General features: G+C 38.6%; 24 protein-coding genes. 7 read left to right on the forward strand and 17 right to left on the reverse strand.

What is annotated here, in order from left to right:
- The first annotated feature begins 491 nt into the window (after positions 1 to 491).
- Entirely contained in the window at positions 492 to 815 is a 324-nt protein-coding gene (locus tag ACFIKQ_RS01685; protein WP_375635597.1) for a hypothetical protein, read from the forward strand.
- Between the two features lie 530 nt (positions 816 to 1,345).
- On the opposite strand, the gene ACFIKQ_RS01690 is transcribed toward ACFIKQ_RS01685, so the two are convergent.
- The 5 genes from ACFIKQ_RS01690 to ACFIKQ_RS01710 form a co-directional block, all read right to left on the reverse strand.
- Complete coding sequence (locus tag ACFIKQ_RS01690; protein ID WP_375652763.1) at positions 1,346 to 2,509, reverse strand: DUF6990 domain-containing protein; 1,164 nt, start codon at positions 2,507 to 2,509, stop codon at positions 1,346 to 1,348.
- 10 nt (positions 2,510 to 2,519) lie between these two features.
- Positions 2,520 to 2,897, reverse strand: a complete 378-nt coding sequence (locus tag ACFIKQ_RS01695) for a hypothetical protein (RefSeq protein ID WP_375655709.1) — start codon at positions 2,895 to 2,897, stop codon at positions 2,520 to 2,522.
- Positions 2,898 to 3,592: 695 nt separating this feature from the next.
- Positions 3,593 to 3,877 carry a hypothetical protein gene (locus tag ACFIKQ_RS01700; RefSeq protein WP_375635594.1) on the reverse strand — a complete coding sequence of 95 codons (285 nt, stop codon included), beginning with the start codon at positions 3,875 to 3,877 and terminating at the stop codon, positions 3,593 to 3,595.
- 552 nt (positions 3,878 to 4,429) lie between these two features.
- Entirely contained in the window at positions 4,430 to 4,987 is a 558-nt protein-coding gene (locus ACFIKQ_RS01705; RefSeq protein ID WP_375655711.1) for a hypothetical protein, read from the reverse strand.
- A gap of 59 nt (positions 4,988 to 5,046) precedes the next feature.
- Positions 5,047 to 5,277, reverse strand: coding sequence for a hypothetical protein (locus ACFIKQ_RS01710; RefSeq protein ID WP_375635592.1), 231 nt, complete (start codon positions 5,275 to 5,277; stop codon positions 5,047 to 5,049).
- A 662-nt stretch (positions 5,278 to 5,939) separates the two neighbouring features.
- Here ACFIKQ_RS01710 and ACFIKQ_RS01715 point away from each other — a divergent pair.
- From ACFIKQ_RS01715 to ACFIKQ_RS01730, 4 genes are all read left to right on the forward strand, one after another.
- On the forward strand, positions 5,940 to 6,503 hold the full coding sequence (locus ACFIKQ_RS01715; protein WP_375644503.1) for an NADPH-dependent FMN reductase: 564 nt from the start codon (positions 5,940 to 5,942) through the stop codon (positions 6,501 to 6,503).
- A gap of 18 nt (positions 6,504 to 6,521) precedes the next feature.
- Positions 6,522 to 7,037 carry a short-chain dehydrogenase gene (locus ACFIKQ_RS01720; RefSeq protein ID WP_375655713.1) on the forward strand — a complete coding sequence of 172 codons (516 nt, stop codon included), beginning with the start codon at positions 6,522 to 6,524 and terminating at the stop codon, positions 7,035 to 7,037.
- Between the two features lie 1,137 nt (positions 7,038 to 8,174).
- The gene (locus ACFIKQ_RS01725; protein WP_375655715.1) at positions 8,175 to 8,426 is read left to right on the forward strand and encodes a hypothetical protein; all 252 of its coding nucleotides are present in this window, start codon (positions 8,175 to 8,177) and stop codon (positions 8,424 to 8,426) included.
- Positions 8,423 to 8,707: a hypothetical protein gene (locus ACFIKQ_RS01730; RefSeq protein ID WP_375644500.1), complete on the forward strand. Its 285-nt coding sequence runs from the start codon at positions 8,423 to 8,425 to the stop codon at positions 8,705 to 8,707. The genes ACFIKQ_RS01725 and ACFIKQ_RS01730 overlap by 4 nt, the downstream gene beginning before the upstream one ends.
- 34 nt (positions 8,708 to 8,741) lie before the next feature.
- Here ACFIKQ_RS01730 and ACFIKQ_RS01735 read toward each other — a convergent pair whose 3' ends face one another.
- From ACFIKQ_RS01735 to ACFIKQ_RS01785, 11 genes are all read right to left on the reverse strand, one after another.
- Positions 8,742 to 8,918 (reverse strand): hypothetical protein, encoded by a 177-nt coding sequence (locus ACFIKQ_RS01735; RefSeq protein ID WP_375628829.1) that lies wholly within the window; start codon positions 8,916 to 8,918, stop codon positions 8,742 to 8,744.
- 46 nt (positions 8,919 to 8,964) lie between these two features.
- Positions 8,965 to 9,534 carry a hypothetical protein gene (locus ACFIKQ_RS01740; protein ID WP_375644499.1) on the reverse strand — a complete coding sequence of 190 codons (570 nt, stop codon included), beginning with the start codon at positions 9,532 to 9,534 and terminating at the stop codon, positions 8,965 to 8,967.
- Between the two features lie 10 nt (positions 9,535 to 9,544).
- Positions 9,545 to 9,919: a hypothetical protein gene (locus ACFIKQ_RS01745; RefSeq protein WP_375644498.1), complete on the reverse strand. Its 375-nt coding sequence runs from the start codon at positions 9,917 to 9,919 to the stop codon at positions 9,545 to 9,547.
- An 88-nt stretch (positions 9,920 to 10,007) separates the two neighbouring features.
- On the reverse strand, positions 10,008 to 11,159 hold the full coding sequence (locus ACFIKQ_RS01750; protein ID WP_375644497.1) for a DUF6990 domain-containing protein: 1,152 nt from the start codon (positions 11,157 to 11,159) through the stop codon (positions 10,008 to 10,010).
- Between the two features lie 12 nt (positions 11,160 to 11,171).
- Positions 11,172 to 11,519, reverse strand: coding sequence for a hypothetical protein (locus tag ACFIKQ_RS01755; protein ID WP_375644496.1), 348 nt, complete (start codon positions 11,517 to 11,519; stop codon positions 11,172 to 11,174).
- Between the two features lie 227 nt (positions 11,520 to 11,746).
- Positions 11,747 to 12,103 (reverse strand): hypothetical protein, encoded by a 357-nt coding sequence (locus tag ACFIKQ_RS01760; RefSeq protein ID WP_375644495.1) that lies wholly within the window; start codon positions 12,101 to 12,103, stop codon positions 11,747 to 11,749.
- 279 nt (positions 12,104 to 12,382) lie between these two features.
- Complete coding sequence (locus ACFIKQ_RS01765; protein WP_375655717.1) at positions 12,383 to 12,670, reverse strand: hypothetical protein; 288 nt, start codon at positions 12,668 to 12,670, stop codon at positions 12,383 to 12,385.
- A gap of 802 nt (positions 12,671 to 13,472) precedes the next feature.
- On the reverse strand, positions 13,473 to 13,826 hold the full coding sequence (locus ACFIKQ_RS01770; protein WP_375652755.1) for a hypothetical protein: 354 nt from the start codon (positions 13,824 to 13,826) through the stop codon (positions 13,473 to 13,475).
- Between the two features lie 198 nt (positions 13,827 to 14,024).
- Positions 14,025 to 14,594: a hypothetical protein gene (locus ACFIKQ_RS01775; RefSeq protein ID WP_375652754.1), complete on the reverse strand. Its 570-nt coding sequence runs from the start codon at positions 14,592 to 14,594 to the stop codon at positions 14,025 to 14,027.
- Positions 14,595 to 14,642: 48 nt separating this feature from the next.
- Complete coding sequence (locus tag ACFIKQ_RS01780; RefSeq protein WP_375635581.1) at positions 14,643 to 15,194, reverse strand: hypothetical protein; 552 nt, start codon at positions 15,192 to 15,194, stop codon at positions 14,643 to 14,645.
- A gap of 8 nt (positions 15,195 to 15,202) precedes the next feature.
- Positions 15,203 to 15,709 (reverse strand): hypothetical protein, encoded by a 507-nt coding sequence (locus ACFIKQ_RS01785; protein WP_375655719.1) that lies wholly within the window; start codon positions 15,707 to 15,709, stop codon positions 15,203 to 15,205.
- Positions 15,710 to 17,923: 2,214 nt separating this feature from the next.
- Here ACFIKQ_RS01785 and ACFIKQ_RS01790 point away from each other — a divergent pair.
- Positions 17,924 to 18,493, forward strand: a complete 570-nt coding sequence (locus ACFIKQ_RS01790) for a hypothetical protein (RefSeq protein WP_375655721.1) — start codon at positions 17,924 to 17,926, stop codon at positions 18,491 to 18,493.
- A gap of 556 nt (positions 18,494 to 19,049) precedes the next feature.
- Here ACFIKQ_RS01790 and ACFIKQ_RS01795 read toward each other — a convergent pair.
- Complete coding sequence (locus ACFIKQ_RS01795) at positions 19,050 to 19,301, reverse strand: hypothetical protein (RefSeq protein ID WP_375635576.1); 252 nt, start codon at positions 19,299 to 19,301, stop codon at positions 19,050 to 19,052.
- Positions 19,302 to 19,990: 689 nt separating this feature from the next.
- Here ACFIKQ_RS01795 and ACFIKQ_RS01800 point away from each other — a divergent pair.
- Positions 19,991 to 20,911 carry a YopJ/AvrA family T3SS effector serine/threonine acetyltransferase gene (locus ACFIKQ_RS01800; RefSeq protein WP_375644489.1) on the forward strand — a complete coding sequence of 307 codons (921 nt, stop codon included), beginning with the start codon at positions 19,991 to 19,993 and terminating at the stop codon, positions 20,909 to 20,911.
- Positions 20,912 to 20,918: the final 7 nt, after the last annotated feature.

Below are 20,918 nucleotides of genomic sequence, written 5' to 3' on the forward strand. Positions count from 1 at the left end.
ACCCTGATAAAGCAGCATCCAAACTGTAGAGGATGCACTCCAGCCCTCAAAAGAGTGCATCCTTCCCCTCAACGGATGCCGCCCACCCTCATGAAGCAGCATCCAAACTGTAGAGGATGCACTCCAAGCCCTCAAAAGAGTGCACCATTCCCCTCAGGGGTTTTACTCAAGTTTCATCGCATCTCATTCTTATGAACCCTCATTTTTATGAATCTTTGCTAAAAAGCACAAAAAAGAAGTTTGCTAGCAACTATTGTATCACCCATCTTATGGGATTCCACTTCCCTACAGAGCTTTCAAACTTTTTTACACCCTCATAAAATAGAATCTGAAAGAATTCTTTAAGGCAATTAAGGGTAAATTTTGTCAAAATATAGACAAACTTTATTCTTTTTTATGACTGTTGTATTTTTACTATAGTTATTTAAATCGAATTTATGTATGATCCATATCGATATTTATTTATAGAAATAAATATAGGAGAAAAAACTATGAATATCAGATATTTTTTCATAGCGGGGGCAATTACAAGCGGTTTAGCTCTCGCGATTCAAAAATCTGATCGTATAGTCAATAAAGAACCCTCTCCTATTGTTGCACCTTATACTATTGAAAAAACAAATTTACAGTTTGTTAAACAAGTAAGGGACACATCGGATACATTGAATATACTGAGAGTAAATAATAGAAGCGCATCAGAACAAGCATCAATAAACGATATATACGAAAAAGGAAAAAGTTTATTGAATGCAATAGCTGGTTTTTTAGGATCAATTATTATATATTTTATACAATTGGTTTCCGCTAGAGTATAAGATACAAAAATTTCTTAAAATAAGGTTATATACATTTTGTGTATATTGTAAAATTTAAATAAAAAGGCCCTTTTAAAATGGGGCCTTTTTTAGTTTAATTTTTCCGATGTTTTAATTTAATTTTTGTTGTGTTTTTATTTTTATTGGCTAAATATCACCGCCTTCAAAAATGACATTTTTTACTTGTCCCACATCTCAAATAATGAAGGCTCTCCCCCTAAGCTCCCCCCTCTCATACCACTTTAGTTAATAGACTTCCCTCATACCGCTTGAATAAGCGATAATTTATGAGCATTTTCTAACAAAAAAGAGACCGCCTTTAAGAAGATAGAAGAATTTATAATCGATTTTTCTTCCCTATTCTTGAGGATCAAGCCATTTTCAGTCTATTTTTTTAAAATCTTGGCTATTATTCTTGATTTTTCGAGCACTTTATTTTGCTCTGGTAAGAAAGGTATGAAAGCGCCTCAATCATAGCGCTTTCACATCTTTTAAATAAAAGTGCTTTTCTTCAACAGGAGAGTACAACACTAATCAATTCTTATATCCATAAACGCGATTTTACCATCTTTAATATAAGTAATATCAGGAGAATATTTTACCCCCTCTGCTTCAAACACGAACTGTTCATCACTCACCCCTTCAAATCCTTGTTCCCTTAATTCTTGTTTTTTCTCCTCGACTAATTTTTTATGAAAAGCGCGTTTTTGATTACACGTATTAGGGGATCTCACTCTGAAAAGCTGATAGTCCATGGCTATAGACCACTTCTCAGCAACCCGTTCCAGCAGATCGTAACTGAACTTTCCTTCCCTTTTCACTTCTTGAGCGATCATTAAAGCGCGTTCCAAATGGACTTTTTCAATGGTTTCATCAAAGCCAAGCTTTTCCCCTGCCGTAAAACTTTCATCATAAGAAGCTAAAGTCTCAACATCGCCCAACAAGGCAAGAGCAGCAAGATGTAGCAAAGCATAAGGTGCGAGCTCTATGTCATCATCCGGTGCCCAAGATAAAGAGTCTTTTTCCCAAGGAGGAAGACTATATTGAGAGCGAAACATTCCATGCAAAGAATCACTTTCCATTGTCCATTTTAAAGTTTTATCGAGTGCTTTCTTTAAACGCTTGGCGCTCACTTTTTCTTCAAAAATTTCCAATCCATTAGGCACAAAATTCATAAATACCGTTGGCACAACCCCAGAATTATGAGGATTAATCGTCTGACAAGCCGCAGCAAAAATACCACTCATAATTAAAAGTCCGCGATCAAAAGGCGAAAATTCTTCCACTCGTTGCTCGTTATAAAGAAACTGCACTTCGCGATCTGGTAAAAAGAGGGTTGCCAAATAATCTCCCTTTCCCTCGATTTCCACCGACCATCCCAAGCTTTTTAAAAGCCCTGTTGCACTTTCTATCGTGAGAATTTCATCATCATCATAATCGGCAGAGAACTCTTTTTCCTTTAGTTGCAAACGCCTCTCCTGCACCACGGCTTCATCTTTCCAAAACTGCTGCGTTGCAAGATCATTTTCTTTAAGCACTCTTTCCAGCTCGCCTTTCACTTGGAAATTCATTTTCATCCGTTTGAAGACAGAGGTATAAAGAGCTAAAACAAGCATGATAATGATCATGCAAATAACAATAAATACCCAGAACTCGGGATCTAATAGAAATACGGCTATAGGATCACTGTTCATTTTTCCCCTCTCAGTCTTTACAAAGCCCGTGCGACAGAGAGCTTATGTGCTCTCCTACAGAGATTGCTTCTTCTAGTTTCTGAATATTTTTGTACAAGTCACCCGTCACTTTAGTGCGAAGCCGTAACATAACCGGAATAAAAATAATGACACAGACCGTTATGACGAGCGTTGTTTTAAAGAGAACGGCATGCACAACATATTGCCACCCTGTCAGCTGCCAATTTAATACATCTGGTATTTCTAGAACCATTCTCCAGATGATAATGATAACAGCAATAGCAAAGATAATTTTATAATCCTTTGCTGAAAGCAACGCTTGCTGGAGCGAAAAAGAATGCGCTCTTTTATGCGTTTCTTGCTCTGGTGCCCAATTTTGCTCCTTCATGTATTCCCCTCTCACTCTTTGAAAAGACCCGTGCGACAGAGAGCTTATTTGCTATCACACAGAGATTGCCTCTTCTCGTTTCTAGATCTTTTTTTCCAATTTACGCATTATGATGATGCAAAACCCAAATATCACTGGAATTAAGAAAAGTACACAGACCATTATGGTTTGCGTCATAATAAAAATAATAATATTCGTGGTACCACACTACCCCCTTACCTTCCTCACACCTCAAACAGTGAAGATTTTCAAACCGCGCCAATCTGTAACCGATAGTCACAATTCAGCTTTTTTTCAAACAAATTCCCCTATTTTCAAGAAAATGACCCTGCATCCCCACTTCAATAGGATTCATTTCAAAGCTTGAATGAACAAGGCACCTAAAAATACGAAAACACCCCATATACCGCGATCACCTGCTAGAAAAACCGTTCCCTTCCTCACATTTCAAACGATGAAGTAAGTCCCAAACGCTCACTCTAGGCTCTAAACCCCACGGCTCTCATTCCCTTTAATCAACAATGGTCCATAATCGGCTTTTCTTCCCCTCAATGCCATCCTCAGCACTGCTCCTTAGAGCAATGTTTACGGACAACCCATGAAAGAGCACCAAAACATATCAGAGGCAAAATGGTATAGAGAGCAATCCCTATAAAGGCTGAATCTCTCATAATTTCTTCATTATTTTTTCCCTCTCATGACTTCTCAAGCGCTGTATCCTGTTCTTGCAAGACGTTTTTCAGTTCTTTTCTTAAACAGCGATACGTTCTCACCTGCTTAAAGACACCATAATAAAGTTCCAAAATCATCACGGGAATAAAAGCAACCCAAAATGTCACGAATATAAGCACGAGACCAAATATCCCGACAAGAATATTGTCCATTTTCCACCTCACTTTTTCTTTATATCGATCCTTTTGATCGGTTATTTTACCCCGTTGCTGGTTTATTTCTTTCAATTTTCGAGTATTTTTTACCAACAAACACCACAATATGATGCAGAGTATCAACATAACTGGGAACAAGACCCAAACACACACTGTAATAACTTGCCAAAACGCACACAGAGAGAGAAAAAGGGGTGTATCCTGCCACCCTGTCAAGTTCTCTTTGCTACCTAAGGATGAGAGAAAGACAATCCTGTTGCACAACTCAATAATGAGGGAGAGGAAACAAATGACAACATACTCTCGCTCAGAAAAAACACTTTTTTCGAAAAAATGGCGCAGTCCATTATAAAATGCTGAATTTTTCCCCTTCATTGCTCTTCCTTTTTTTTATGAAAAACGCATTTTTTTATCTCATGCTCGCTCTTTTAAGAAGCACTAAAAGTGCGATGCATGGCACTTCCCTTATTTTCAACAAAAAAACCCGACTTTCTAAAAGCGCTATTGCTCTTCCAAATGATGAAGAGCATCCTCCTCATTACAAACGAAAATAGGCTAGCCTCTTTGCCTGATGATTCTTCAACCATTCATCCCCTATTCTTGTGTCACGAGCTTCCAAACATTGCCTCTTCCCCCTCACGATAGCTACGCAAGCGCCTTGTCGCGCTCTTTTCTTACGCGTTTTAATTCCCGTTTTACTCTACGATACGTTCTCACGCGCTTGAAAACAAAATAATAAAATTCCAAAATGATCATGATAACACCCGCAGGAAAAAAGACTTCCAGCAGAAATATCAACCAAAGGTATGCGATAAAAAAACTGCTTATTTTTTCTCTATCCTTTTTTACTGGATTATTTTGTTGATCGGTTGTGTGACCCCGTTGCTGGATAGCCTCTTCTAACTGCTGAATCTTTTTTTTCAACAAATACGTTAAGATGAGATAAAGCACCAATAAAACAGGCATCAAGGCAACAACACACACCATGATAACTTCACGCAGCACAAAGAGCGCCAAAAGAGCGCTATCCTGCGATACACTCAACGACCACTCGGATTCTAATGGGATCAAAAGAGCTTTATGACCTATCCCAATAAGGATAGAAATAAGACAAATGATAATATGGTCTTTATAAGAACGAAATGATTTTCCAAAAACAACAGAGCACAGTTTGTTATAAAATGTGGAATTTTCCCCCTTCATTTGCTCTTCCTTTTTATACAACTGTTTGTCCTGACTTTTATAAGGACACGAACAATCTCTCAAGTAAAATTCCGTCCATTGTCGTCAAACAGAACACCTCCAGAGAACACTCGTATTGCATATTTATGTTGCCAATACTTCAATTTTGCCAATTCACGTGCTTGTTTTAAAGAAGCATCTCTCAACACTTCCAAACCAACGCGCGTCCACCCCATTTCATGAACAGCACCCATGAAGGAAATAACAATAGCGCCCTCATGAATATATCCCCTTACGATAAAATCTATCACCACCATTGTTTCAATAAAAAGTGTAATCCGGCGCCATTCACATACGCCCGCCCGCTGCTGCCTCTACGATAGCCTTACCCTAAGGGGGCTTCCCCCCTACGACAAAGCCTGCCCTGCTCCTACAACAGCCATATCTAGCTTCTACGATAGCCCTTATAACTTGATAAAAATAGAAGCATTTTTATTCTTTTCTCAATTGTTTTCCGCCCCCCACTTAAGATATGAAAAAAGGAACTTCCATTGATACGCAAATGATCGCGCAATAAAAGCATTTGAAATAAGAAAATCTTACAACTCTCTTATTCCAATCAAAAAGGATCAATGATCATTATAAATCAAAATATGGCGATATCTTCCTTTTTTCATTGGGAATCTTGCAAGCCAATAGCTAAGAATATATTCATAAAAAACGCTTTTAAAACAATAAGACAGCCGCTACTTTTGAGATCAAGTGTTTTAATATTAATGAAAGCACTAACATTCTCTTCAAGTTTGAGGTGTTGTTTTGTCAACAATCTTGTTAGCATGGACTGATTCTATAACTATGCGGTATCATCACAACTGCTCTTTATAAACAGCATAATGATACGCGTCATTTCACTCACAATTCTTTTTAAGCCTTGCGTTATAGGCTTTTCTGGAAAAGATAAAGGAGAATCCTATTGAATATAGCAATTATTTTGGGGTCTGTGCGTCAACCTTCATTAACAAGAACTTTAGCCAGTTATTTAGCAGATTGCCTCATGAAGCGGGGTGCATCACTTCATTGGGTTGATTTGCGTGAACAGCCCTTACCGATGACAGATCCAGATTATCATCAGCAGGTTGAGGCTAATCCAAGTGCTGCGGTTCGCCAGTTTGTAAAAACCATTGCAGAGGCTGATGGCGTTATTCTAGCAAGCCCCGTTTATCAAGGGTCTTATTCGGGTGTTTTAAAGAATGCTCTTGATAATTTAGCTTATAATGCCTTTTTAAATAAACCTGTTGGGCTTATCTCTCATGGGAGTACCGCCCAAAAATGCGCACAACCGTGTGAGCATTTATTGCCGGTGGTGAGCACGCTTTATGGTTATGCACTCCAATGTCAAATCGCCTCTTCCCCCGAAGATTTTTCCTCAGATGATGACGGTCGTACTTGGAAAGTTATCAGTGAAGAGATACAAACACGTTGTGAAAGGCTTGCTGATGAAATGTGTACATTTTTAAAGCACCGAAGTGTGATTTAAAGCAAAAAGGGAGGGGGGATGAAAAAAAAGGGTGCGCACTATCGTTATTTAGTGGTAGGGGGCACAGGGATGCTTGCCCCTTTGTGTCAATCACTCGAGCCGCAAGAAATGATTATTGCTGCACGCTTTTTTTCTCATAAAGTCCAGCTTGAGGCATTGCACAACAAACAGTTGTGCGTGCCGTTGGATTATGATTGTGCGACATCAAAGGCACAATTTTTAGAAGCTGTAAAGCAATGGCATGATCTAAAATATTGCATATTATGGATTCATTCGCCCGCCCATACATTTTCTTGCGCATTAATTGAGCAGTTAGCTCTTTTGCCTACACCACCATGTATTCTTCATATTTTTGGTTCCAACACTCATGATCAAATGGTCATCGAGTGCGCGCGCAAAAACAAGGTTGATTTCATCCCCATTCAATTAGGACAAAAAACAACCCCAAAAGGTTCACGATGGCTGACTCATCAGGAGATAAGCCAACAGATACTGGAAGCCATAAAAAATCATATGAATAAACAAAACTTATGATCAATACCTATGCTTTTCAAAGAAGCCGTGCCCCTTCAATCTCTATCCATACCCGAACATCCTCTTGAGTCCCCCCATACTCTTTACATCATAGGCTTTGCGAACGAACAATCCCCCTCCCTGCGCCTCTCAAACAGCATCCTTATATCAACAGCCCCAAAACCAAACGTTTTTACCCTTCTCACACGGGCTTATCCCCCTCTGACAGTTTATGATCTTCACACGGGCTTATCCCCTTCTCACGGGACTTAGACAGCATAATCTTATGGGGCGTTATGTTATAAGGCGTCATGGCATAAAACTTAAAACAGCAAATTGTGTTTAGAATTTTTTGTCTATTTTAAAGCTGACCTTTCTCCCCACACCTCAAAGAACAACGATTTCTACGGGACGTAAGGTTCCCACGAAAAACTTCTCTTTCAACAGTCCAAATTTTAGCAGGTTCGACTTGACTTCCCGCTCATAGTCTTCCCGTAATACTCATACTCGACAAGCTTTTTTAAAGAAATTTCAACGCGCTCCTTAAAACAACACTTAAACGTACCAAGAAAGCTTATATCAAAACAGAATTTTATGACGTCATGGGATGATATATTATAACAAACACCATATCAGAACCGAATGAAAATTAGACACCCTTACAGCCAGCATACAAAAAGCACCCTCAATGCTAAGCATAATAAAAAAGTATCGCAATAAACCGAAAAAAAACCGATAAGAAAACACAATTAGCACGCACACCTGCTTTAAATTCATTTTTACGACAGCAAATAAGAAAACGTAAAATAAAAAACCGTCAACTTTCAAGCCATTAAACTCAAAAAACAAGTGGTGGATTGAGCTAAATTTAAAGCCTTATAAATAAAACCCACTGATCATATACAAGATATACCAAAGATACGAAAACCTTCTCTCAAATTTAACGCATTTCACAATCCAACCTTTACGCCTCCATTGGCACCCTCTTCTCCTCAACCGCCCCACAACCCTCACGGCTCTTGATCAACCACAAATCCTAGCCATTACAGTTTCACGTTTTTACGATTTTGCAAATTCACAGAAAAAAAGAAACCTTCCGATAAACAGCCAAAGCCTATTAATTGGCATCAGCCCTTTTCACCAAACTCCCCCATTCCAATGACGCATTTCACAATCCAACCTTTACGCCTCCATTGGTACCCTCTTCTCCTCAACCGCCCCACAACCCTCACGGCCCTTAATCAACCACACATCCTAGACTTTACAGTTCCACGTTTTTACGATTTTGCAAATTCACAGAAAACAAGCAAACCTCCGATAAACAACCCCATTGAAGCCTATCACCAGCCTATTAATTGGCATCAGCCCTTTTCACCAAACTCCCTTATTCCAATGACCTTATTCCAATGACGCATTTCACAATCCAACCTTTACGCCTTCATTGCCCCCCTCTTCTCCTCAACCGCCCCACAACCCTCACGGCCCTTAACCAACCACACATCCTAGACTTTACAGTTCCACGTTTTTACGATTTTGCAAATTCACAGAAAACAAGCAAACCTCCGATAAACAACCCCATTGAAGCCTATTACAAGCCTATTAATTGGCATCAGCCCTTTTCAAACAGAGATCAGCGTAAAATGAGAAAAATAATCCATGCCCTCCTCCCAAGCCGTGAAGCAATGGGATGATCTAAAACTCATACCTCCCCCCATGACATGAGCACTACATGCGCTTTTTCAGCGCTGCATTTAATTGCCGCGTAACCTTGTAATACGATATCAAACGCTTTATAAAAGAAATATACAGTGCCACAATGGGTATTGTTAAGAAAAAATCAAAAACACCCCCCAGCAGAATGATCAAAACCACCGTCCAAGCTGCCGCCATTTCGTAATGCATTTTATCCCCTTCTCTTTATAAATTGATTTGTGTGGTATAAATTGATTTATTGGGTTGCTTCAATCACTTCTTCCAATTGCTGAATTTTCTTTTTCAACCGAGAAGTTAAAATTTCACGAAGGATCACAATAACAGGGATCGTTGCAAAAATAGATACAGATAAAAAAAACCAGAAAAACGAGAGAATGGCAATATATTCAAATCTGCTCTCATCTATCTCAGCAGCTATAGCTATCCCTTTACAGTAAATCACATAGACATAAGCTTTGAAAAACATAATGATGAAAGAGAGGCATGCGTGGAGGATATAATCTTTGCGTGAAAAAGCGAGCCATTTTTTTAACGAATGGGAACTTATCTGTGTTTCTAGTTCTAAGTTTTGCTGCACTCTCTCTTTCTCTTTTCCGCTTTTTTCAAAGAAACCAAAACGCTGTGGATGTTCTTTCATCAAACGTCTTTGTTTTTTCACTCTGTAATAGAGCCTCAAACGCTTGATTAAAGAATAATAAGGCGCCACAATAATCATATTCACGAAAATGGCAAAAACTGTAACTGCATTTAGAAGAAAATATCCAAACGGCAGAAACAAAATAAAAAGCGCGATCTCACCCTGCATAGCTATAGTCTCATTGATTAATCTCTTGCTGCTTTATTTTTTCTTTTAGTTTTTTCTTTATTTTTTCCAATCTGCGCTCTTTAAAACGATCAACCCCCCAAAGGATCGGAAGAGGAGTGAGAAGACAAAACCAAATCAACACCGGTAAGAGAAAAATAAGATAACCAATTCCTTCCCATTTTATCCATTGCAACGGCTGTACCAGAGATTTTGCACCAGCAGGAACTTCTAAAGCCATCATGATAAGACATGTGCAAAACATAGTGAAAAAGCAGCGCCCTATTATTTCACAACTCCCCACCCCTTTACGCCTTTCCACTGAAGACACCGTAAATTTTTTGAATAAAAAGAAAGACACTTCAAATGTTGCTTTTTTCTCCTGCATTGTTCCCCTCTGCTTTTACACTTCGCGTGTTTTACGCATTATTTTTAGGTTTAAGCTCTTTTTAATTTATCTAAACTCTTTATTTTTCTCAATAAATTTTTTCATCAATCCTAATTTCTACATCCATATATTCTAACTCCCCATCCTTTATGTAAAGAATATCGGGACGATAGTTTTTTCCATCAACCTTACAAATCGCGTCCTTTTCGTAAACGAAATATCCCTGTTGTCTTAATTCTTCTCTTTTTTCCTCGATCAATTTTTCATAAGAATCTCTTCTTCTATTGCACAAACTGGGATCTGTGGCTCTAAAATATTCATAGCTCTCCACCTCCATGGAAAAATCCTTTGCCGCATGTTTAAGTAAATCGTAACTGGATTGCTTTGTTTTTTCTACCGCCTTAGCGATTATCATCGCGCGTTCCAGATGCTCCTCTTCGATGCTTGTTTCAAAGCCCAGTCTCTCACCTTCCAGAAAGCTTTTGTGATAAGCGTGTAAGGTTTCAACATCGCCCATCAAAGCCAGAGCTGCAAGATAGCGCAGCGAATAAGGAGTCAATTGAGGAACTACAATTTTGTTTTCCCAAGGAAGAATGCGATATTGAGAGTGAAGCATCTTGCCAAGATCAACCTCAGTCATTGCCTTTTCTAAAGCTTTCTCGAGTGCACGACGTAAACGCTTGGCGCTTACCTTTTCTTCAAAAATTTCCAACCCCTTCACATCAAAACTCAAGTCAAGAGCAATCAAGCCTCCAGAATTATAAGGGTCTATCGTTTGGCAAGCCGCCGCATGGATACCAGAGCCCACCACAATTGCACGATCAAATTGCGGATACCCCTTCTCAGCATTATAAAGAAACTGCACTTCACGATCTGGTAAATAATAGGTGGCCAAATGATCTCCTTTTCCTTCAATTTCCACCCTCCATCCCAAACTCTTTAAAAGCGCCGTTGCACTTTCCATCGTTAAGATTTCCTCATCAGAAAGAGAAAACTCTTTTTCTTCAGATAACGGCTTAATCATCGGTATTTCCCCACTGGACGGCTCAAAAGCGATAGGTTGTTCAAGCACGCGTCTTAATTCTTTTGTCACTTGGCAATACAGTCTCACCCGCTTGAAAGTAGAATAATACAATGCCCAAATAAACATCATGACTACAGCAGAAAGCAGCGTGAAAAGCGTCAAGCCCGCACCCCACGAGAATATAACAATAATATCTATCATTTTAATATCTATCATTTTCCCCACCCCTTATTCACTTTTTTGTCGATACGTAGCAGCTACCCGCTTCCAGATTGTTTGCTCCAACTTATCGATCTTTTTTTTCAACAAACGCGTAAAGATGATACGGACCACAAAGGCAACAGGAATGAGCACAAAAGTTAAATCTAATATAAACTCCCCAATAGAAAAGAGAGCTGCTATGACATTCCCTTTCCACTCACTCCACATTAGTACGAAGAGAACCATTCTCAAAGTTACCACAATGAAAGCAATACAAAAGATGACTTTATAATTTTTGCTTGTCAAAAACGCTTCTTCAAGCGAAAACGACCGTGGTTCTTCATCCAATATTGCATTTTTTCCATTGCCCCTCATTTTTTATCCCTCATTTGTCTCAATTTTTAAGCCATTTTCATGAACCGAAGCTTTCGTCCTCACAATGAATGAGGGTTCATCAATATCAAGCGCTTGTATCCTTCATCTTTTATGAAAACAATATCAGGGTTGCATTTTTTCCATCAACCTCAAACATCGCACGAATAGAAGTGCTCCTACAACGCATGAGAATATATAAAGGCCTGTATTCATTTTCTGCCCTCCCTTCATGCACTGTTTTGTTGAGAAGCGGTTTTTCTTCGCTGCCAAATTGCTTGATCCAACTTATCGATCTTTTTTTTCAACAAACGCGTAAAAATGATACGGACCACAAAGGCAACAGGAATAAACACAAAAAGAAGCACTGATATAAAAACCAATATTAATGTTAAAATGAACAGGATATAATTCCACCACTCTGTCAAATCCCACTCAAAAAATATAAAGAGTGCCACTTTAAAAGCGCTAATAATGAAAGCAATACAAAAGATGACTTTATAATTTTTGCGTGTCAGAAACGCTTCTTCAAGCGAAAACGACCGTGGTTCTTCATCCAATATTGCATTTTTTCCATTGCCCCTCATTTTTTATCCCTCATTTGTCTCAATTTTTAAGCCATTTTCATGAACCGAAGCTTTCGTCCTCACAATGAATGAGGGTTCATCAATATCAAGCGCTTGTATCCCTCATCTTTTATGAAAACAATATCAGGGTTGCATTTTTTTCCATCACCTTCAAACATCATGTTTTCATCACTCACAGTGTACCCCCTATTGTCTTAAGGCTTCTCTTTTCTCGTCGATTAAATTTTCATAAAAATATCTTCTTCTATTGCACAAATTTAGGTCTATGGCTCTAAAATTCTAAGTGCTCTTTTTATTTTCAGGAAGATAAGCTGCTTTCCAAAAAAGAAGCAAACTAGTGCAAGAAAATCGTAACGAAATTGCTTTGTCTTTATGACGATTTGAACCACCAAAAAAGCCGCCCAAATGGACTTTTTTGATATTTTTTTCAAAGCCCAAACTTTCATCTTCCATAAAGCTTTTATGAGAAAGCTGCCAAATGTTAACATCAGCCCTCAATACCAAAGCCCCAAGGGTGCACAGCAAAGAAGAAGTCCCTTGAGAGATATCATTATTTCCTTTTTCCAAGGCGATGCCCCCATTTTGAAAGCCAAGCACACTGCCAAAATCAACCTCGTTCCCAGATCAACCTCATTCATCGCCCTTATCTAAAGCTTCCTCAAGCACACGGTGTAATCACTGGGCGCTTACCTTTTCCTCAAAAATTTTCAATCCCTTTGCCTTAAAATCCACCCCTTTGCTTCAAAGTCCAGTTATAAATCTGGCAAAGCCCCAAAATAATAAGGATTAATTATTTGGCAAGCTGCAGCATGTATACCAGCACCTCCCACAATTCCATAATCAAATTGCACAAAACCTTTTTCATCCAGAAAGAGAAACTGCCCCTCGCAGTCTCGTAAATAAATAAGTGTCCCCCTTTTCTTTCAATTTCTCTCCTCCAACCCAAGCTCTTTAAAAGCACTGTTGCACTTTCCATGGGGAAAACGTCTTAATTAAAAACTTGAGCTTTTGGCGCGCCTTCTTTATGCGCCTTGCCTCTTCAGTTTCTCGAAAATGGATTTTTCTGCCCCAAATACCAGAATATCTTTTGCTTTAAGTATAGATTTTTCGCTCTCAATATCGCTTGGTAAAACACATTTTTATGCTTGATAAAAAAGAAAATAAGTTACAAGATTTTCTCTCTTTAAGAGAACAGAAACAGCAAGTGAAACCCAAGAGCAGCCCCTCTTCACTTCCCCCTCAGCACTCAAGCAAAAGCACCAACTCAAGCAAGAGCCTCAATTTTTCTCAAAAACACGACACAAATATAAAAAAGCATAAAACGAGAAGTGTCCCCCATGCACCTTAATGAACAAATCAAAAGCAAGGCTTATGGCAACAAAAGCCTCTCTTCACTTTTTCCCTCGTTCACTTTTCCCTCATTCACATCGTATAGGATGACTGGAACTTTTTTCTGCTCAACCTCTTCTTCCAATTGCCGCACCATTTTCTTCAACTGACGGGTTACAATAAAAAGCATAATAAAAACAATCGGTAAGAATAAAAAAGCGCAGGCAAGCATCCATACCAGTGGCTTGAATACGACAAAAGAAATAAAGCCCTTTCCCCTCCATAGCTTAACGATAGCAGTTATAACTATTGGAGCTATCACTATGATCGTAGAAATATAGAATATTTTTTTATAGTCTTGCCAAACAAGAGAAAGCTGTTTTTTATCAAACATTCTGCTGTTTTTTATTTTTGGGAGATCTGTTTTAAGGCAATATCGCGTTCATTCAGCACGCGTTTCAGTTCCTTTTTCACGCGGCAATACAACCGCGCACGCTTGATAAACAGGTAATAAATGATAAAAATCGGCACCCATATTAAAACATTTAAAAGCGTAAAACACAGGAAAGAAATGGCTATTAATGTTATAAGACTACTCGTCATTTTGTCCCCCTACCACATTCTGCATACGGATTGCCTGATCGCGTTGTTTTATCGCTTCTTCCAATTGCTGAAGCGTTTTGTTCAATTTTCTCGTTAATTTTATGCACATCATCCCAATGATCGGAGAAAAGAGAAGAATCCCTAACCATATAAGGCTCAACAGCTGCATGATAAAGGCAACACTATCATTTTTCCACCATACAAAATTTGCGATAGAGAAAGAAGATTGCAAAACAGAAAAGAGAATAAGGATAAAAAAGATTATTTTACATTCTTTTGAAGAAAAGGGCAGAGATTCTTTGAAGTTAAGAAAGCGCATTTTCGCATCAAGTGTCTCAAGCGCGAGATTGTGTCTTTTCATTTCTCCCCAATCATTGCGCAATTGTTGTATGGCTTGTTTTTGTTGCGTCGTACTCTTTTTCAAGTCTTGAGCGAGTTTAAAAGATAACCTGATATATTTGATCAACAGGTAAGGAAGCCTGACCATAACCATAACCATTAAAATGGCAATGATAATGAACCCTAAAAAAGCCAAATGTTGTAGTATTATAATGCTCACTTTTTTCCCCTATCGCATTGATGTGAAATCATCATTTTTATTCTCTGCTCAAACAAATGTTTCTAATCTCTTTACTGTTTTTTTCACGCCATAATGAAGGAAACTATGGAGAATTAAAATGACAGGTAAAGAAACAACAATACATGTCCAGACCCAAAACAGCAGTCGCATGACAAAATCAATAATGTGAAGCACTATCATAGGCACGTAATTGTGCAAAAAAACCGCAGATTTTGGAAGAAAAGCTGAAAAAACGACAACACCTGTGCAAAGTGCAACCATAACGAAGGCGATAGAAAAGATCATAAAATAATCTTTTTTTGAGAGAAGCAAAGATTCTTGAAAAGAAAAGGCACTGAACTTTGTTGCAAGAACTGTATTCTGTCCCCTACCCTCTGCCTGATAATGCCTCAAATTCTGCGCTGCACCCTTTTTTAATTTTCGCTGCATCACCAATAACAAGATTGTCCGTTTTATCAACGAATAATAAAGTGCAACGATTGTCACCACGGTAGAAAGGAATACCATAAAAATTGCAGAACAAATAAAAATTGCCGTCCCTACGGCAATCAACATTCCAATGATTAAAGAAGCGGTCACTTTTCCCCCTATTGTCTTCTGTTAAGAGATTGGTTGTTTAGCTGTTGCTGCTCTGGCAATGTTTCCCATTGTAGCATCATTTCCTTCACATCCCGTTTAAATACGGCGTTAAAGACAAAAAAGAGCGGAAACAACCCAAAAAGAACGGCAAAAATCATTTGCGGTAAGAGACATAAAAAAGCCCAAACACTATTCCACCCCGCATCAAGAACATGCTGAATTATAGGATTTTGGAATGGGTGTTTAAGACTTTCCTGAAAACTTTCTTGTTTCATTTTTCCCAGTGCTTGGAGCTGTTCCTTGGATATAACGTGAAAAAATTCCAAAGGGCTCATATAGACAGTCGCGGAAAAAAGCACCAACAAGAGGATAGCCAAACAACAAATGATGATATAATCGCCTGTTGAGAGAGCCATCCATTTTTTGAAAACCGCACACTGATCCAACACTGGCTTCGATACAAAAGCCTTATTTCCCTTATGGGCAGATTGGTGTTGTGAATTATCTTCGATCATACGGATACTCCCCCCACTTCTAAAATTCCCACTCTTCAATATTTGATAGCACGCCACCAAGGCGGTGAATTCGCTTAGCACTCTTCTCAGAGTAAAGCAAGCACTATAATACCCTCTAAATATTTTATTCACTTAGTCCCTATACGCGCTTATACATGACGCGCTTACAAGCCAAAATTCCCCTTTTCCTCCCTTTATCGATCACATACCCCTAAAAGACACCGTTTTACAAAAATCCAACAAATATTTAATCTAAAAAACATCCCATGTGGAAAACTGACATACCCACCATAAACGACAGTGTTTTCACCGCTTAAATGAAGCCGAGTATATATGAAACAAAGGATGATGATATTCCTTGCTCGCCTCAAAGAATAAAGATTTTAAAACCCACCTCAGTTTGTAAACAATCCCATTGCTCTTAAGTGCACTCTACCTGCTGAGCACTTTATGGGCTCCACTTGCATAAAGCGCTCTACGGACAACTTCCTTCCTTAACAAAAGTCCTTCCTTAACATTGGCACCTAATTTTTAACACTTAATGCGTCAAATGTTGTAATGCCTCATAAGCCTTCCCATCCCCTCCTCAAATGACAGTATTTTATGGCATAACAAGATAAAAAACATTTTCACAAGCGCTTTGTATCTTGATAATCAACACATCCCAAATGCTGTAAGATTCTCTCATTTCAAATCTGTCCCCTGTTGAATCAATCAAAATTATTTGCTTGTACGTAAAAAGTGGAGGAGCCATACGGAGTGAAATTGTACAATGAAAATGCCTCTTATAAACCGTCTCAAATGCCAAGAGCTTGTAAATACATATTGGGATTGGCAAAGTATGCGATGATACCAGCTTACGCTTTTATGAAGCCTAAAAATGATGATATTCAATAAAGTTATATTATCATGAAAGCTTTACCATGATACCCTTCTTAAGCCACCGTCGTGAAATGGGCTCGAGCACATGTAAGAGATGTCTCTTAAAAACAAGCGCGTGAATATGCCGCAATAAGTATATTCCGTTTGAGGCATTGTGTATGACGTAAGAGATGTGCCCCCAGAATATGATAAACAAGAACGCGATAAACAAAAGCGTGAAGCAATAAGCACGCCCCACAGACCAAACCAAACAACCGATTATCTAAAATGCGCCTACAGCAGCTTTGAAATTTTTCAATTCTCATTTTAAATTTTTTTGATTAAAAAAGTCCCTATTTTAAAATTAAAAAAGAAATGTCTTACACCTCATAGCCCCCACCTTTATAAAAGCATCTCTTAATAAACGCCTCTTTTATCAAGTTACCTGCCGCTTATAAAGCTTCTTTGAATATTGCATCCCGTCATTTAATCATTTTAAGTGACCACCTCCCTTTTTTATGATGAAATCCATTAAAACAACAAAAACAAAAAATATCCTCCATAAACGATAACTCTAAATTGCTTGACCCTCCACAGTTTATTTTGTTATTTTGAACTGATGAACCATATTTTACTTGAAAAGATAAGGATCTTATGCTATTATAAGGACATTGAAAAGTTTGTTTTTTTAAGCTCTGTGCCGCTCAAAAAAAAGATAAAATCCTCTATAAAGGATAAAGATATGTTTCACAGCTTAATCTACATCAGACATCTTGGTACAGCGCCCAATAAGAAAACCCAATATGCCTCCCAAAAACAAAGCTCAACGCATGATAAAAATCCACGAATAATAAAAACAATGACTTTTCAAAGGTGAAACTGAAAAGTTTCCACAAAGCGCTCATGAGAAAGAAGGCAATAATCCTATTAGAAAAGACTTCCTATTAGAAAGACGACGCCATACCCATAAAACATCATTCTTGTTTTTTTATTCACATGTGACAAAAGTTTCTTTTCAACTGTTCCAGAGCAGTTGAGAAATCTTTAGAAAGCAAATAAGCCACTATCCATGAAAAAATAAGCATGATAGGGGCGAGAAATAAGACTGATAGGGGTAAGATAAAAATGGCAAGAAACACCTTAAAGATGATTTTTTCGCCCCACCCCGTTGCTGTTCTTTGTGCTGAAAGACGCCTTTAGTATCCGTTTCTCCTTTGATCTGCAACAGCTCATATTCCCCCAGTATTTGCCCACCCAGTATTTGCTCCCCCCCCCAGTATTTGCTCAAAGTGCTTTTTACATCACTGTCCCCCATCAACAGACAGTTTATTTTTCATTTAAATGGTTAAGTTCATGAAAATACGTAAAAAACGCGGTAGACCGAGAATAACAGACAAACTCAGAGAGCCCAATGGCCGTATTTCACGTGCCCAAAGCCCCAGCGAATCTGCGCTTCAATCTGCGATTGAAATGCGTGCAAAACACTTTGGGTTAAGCCTTGAAGAAGCGAAAAATCCGCTTGTCGGGACCTATATTGGGCGTCTTTGTTTGCTTGGCTATAAAGGGGATTCATCAGGCATCAGTAAAGAGCAATATGATACGGCGCAACGATACTTGCAAATCAGAAACGACTATTTATGTGCAAAAGGCTTACCAAATGGCTATTACGATGGTTTTACGCACAGCGCATCAGATGAGACAACAAAAAAGCAATGGGTTCAAAGAGCGACGAAACACTATGAAGATATGCAAGAAGCGATTAAAGAAGCACAATATTTGCATCGTCAACACAACTTTCATGCAGCATTACAATATCTTGTTATAGAAGATCAACCGCTGCCTACTCTTGTTGGTTCGTTGCGTATTATTCTTGATGCCCTTTATAAACATCTTGACTATTCTAGCAAAAAGAGCATTGGCTAAAAACACCCATCGTTTCCTCTCCCTCACAGGATAAAGATTCCAAAACCCCCTTTGTAACATGCCTCTTTGTAACCAGCTCCGTTGTAAAGAGACAATCCTTCTTGGCAAATTACACTTGAAATCCACTGGACTTGCCTTTCATAGAAATTCATGGGATTGACGAGCTTAAAGCACGCAACAAACAAGCTTTAAAATATCCACCACGCCCTTTAAAAAACGCTTCAACCTGTCAAAGAGACTTATCACCATACCTCAACTATATATCTACCCATGCCTCAAAGGACAATAATTCACAGCATATTTCACGACATAGGCAAGATAAATATTGTCCCCTCTCCAAACAGCAACACTCTCCCCATCCCCCCCTCCCCATCACCTCCCATTGTAACAAACCGCCCTCATCATCCACTTTTCCCCCAATATCGCGACATCCCCTTAGCTCTTGAGACAATTCATTATAGTCATTGTGCGTCTTTTCTTGTACAATTCTATACGGCTTTCCTGATCTTATGACGAACAAGAGACATGGCTTTGACTGCAGCATAATCTGGATTTCTCATTCAAGATCAATAACGACTAAAACATCATTATAAATCAATAGCTCATCATTAAGACACCCCATTGATTTTTTTACAAAATTAAAAGCATCATCCCTTAAACGAAAGAAAAAGCCCCCACCAACAATCTCCTCCCTCATCAACAACTGTACCGGTAACCATCCACTCATCACGCCACCGCTAATATGACAGACAGCACAGCCCCAATCGCCAACACCTACCGCTTTACCCCCGCAACACCTGCCAACCACCGCCTTCCTAATTCCATTAATAAAATACCACGGATTTCAAAACCACAATTCTCTCCTCTCCCTTCATCTTGCCCCCTCCTTTCTCAAAGGAGAAAATGTTTTTTGCCGCATCAAAAACTTTCCCATTAAAACAACATATTTTGCTGCATAGCTAATGAATGAGCTTTTTTCTGTAGATTTTTTGCCACAATAAAAAAGGAAAAAATAATCGTTTTGCTGTTGACAGAATATGAAAAATCGTATTTAATGACAGGTGCGGTAACGGGTTTTTTGTGCCCAGATTTCATCATCAGATGTTTGAGTTATTATAGACTGTTATCAAACAGTGTGTTTCGCGACAATCTTCAGAAGTCTCCTGTTTGAAGGTATCTTTCGTCTTTCTCTGACTGTTTTTCTTCTGCATCATCCAATTTGCATCACCAACAGCCCTATAATTTTGAGATTTTCAAAACAAGCAGTATCCAATAAGGGCTCCCAATAAAACGCTCTAACAAAATACCCCAATAAAAATATCGATGCAATACATCTCAGAAATGATGAGCAATATACGAATAATAATATGAAAACGGCAACAATATGCTCTCATCGCCTCATCTTTCAAAATGCAAAGGCTCTCTTTCAAAACATTGTTTAGCCAAAATTGAAGAAAATAATGCCGTCCATTGATTATTAATATGGAGGCTAATATCATGAAGCCACAAGATTCTTCTCTCCCTCATTCCTCACAAACACTAGGAATGGCAAATGCATCATTAGACAATCTTGCTGCACATTCAGAACAACCCAGCAGCGAAAAAGAAAGAAATATCCCATTCAGTCATGAGGAATTAAAAAATATCATTGCCCGTTTAGAAGATGACATCTCAACTGGCCGTTGGTTCACAGCTGATTATGCAAGCATAGATCTTACACTGATGCCAGCCTTGGTAGAACAAGCAAATCGTAAATATCCTGAAATGCGTCTTCAATTGGTAGCATCATCTCACGACTTTGCCCTTGCACTAAAAGAAGCCATCGAAAACGGCATTCAATCTTCTAGATTTATCATTCACACAAAGGATAGAGGAATTCATTTTTCAGTGATTGATCATCAAACCATCGATGACAAAACGTCCGTGATATTTTTTGAACCTACAACACTTAACAATATGAGATCAGCGGTGCTAGCATTAAGGACACAACTGGCCATTAAAGCGCATGAATTGTCTAATTGTTCTTTTGCCATGGCAGAAATGGACATTCAACGTAGTTCCTCTGAATGTGGAATGTTCAGCTTAAGCCTCGCCAAAAAGCTTTATTCCGAAGCTCAAAAATTAGAACGACTGCACAAAGATAATATTAAGGGTGTGTTATGTGAACCAGATACGCCTTTATCTGCTGAAAAGTTAGATACATATCTTCCAACCACTTTTTATAAACACACACAAGGGAGAAGACGTCTTGGGGAATATCTAAAAGCCAATCCACAAGCAGCACATGAAGAAGTAAACAAAAAAGGCGAAACTCTAACCGAGAGATTTGAAAGAAGCTTAAGTTCAGCAGAAGGAAAAACTGTTTCTGTTTCACAACATAGAAAAAGAGCGACGGAATACAAATCTCTGATGATGTAATTGCGAC

Source organism: Bartonella sp. MR63HLJHH, from assembly GCF_042194155.1.
Taxonomy (GTDB): Bacteria; Pseudomonadota; Alphaproteobacteria; order Rhizobiales; family Rhizobiaceae; genus Bartonella; species Bartonella grahamii.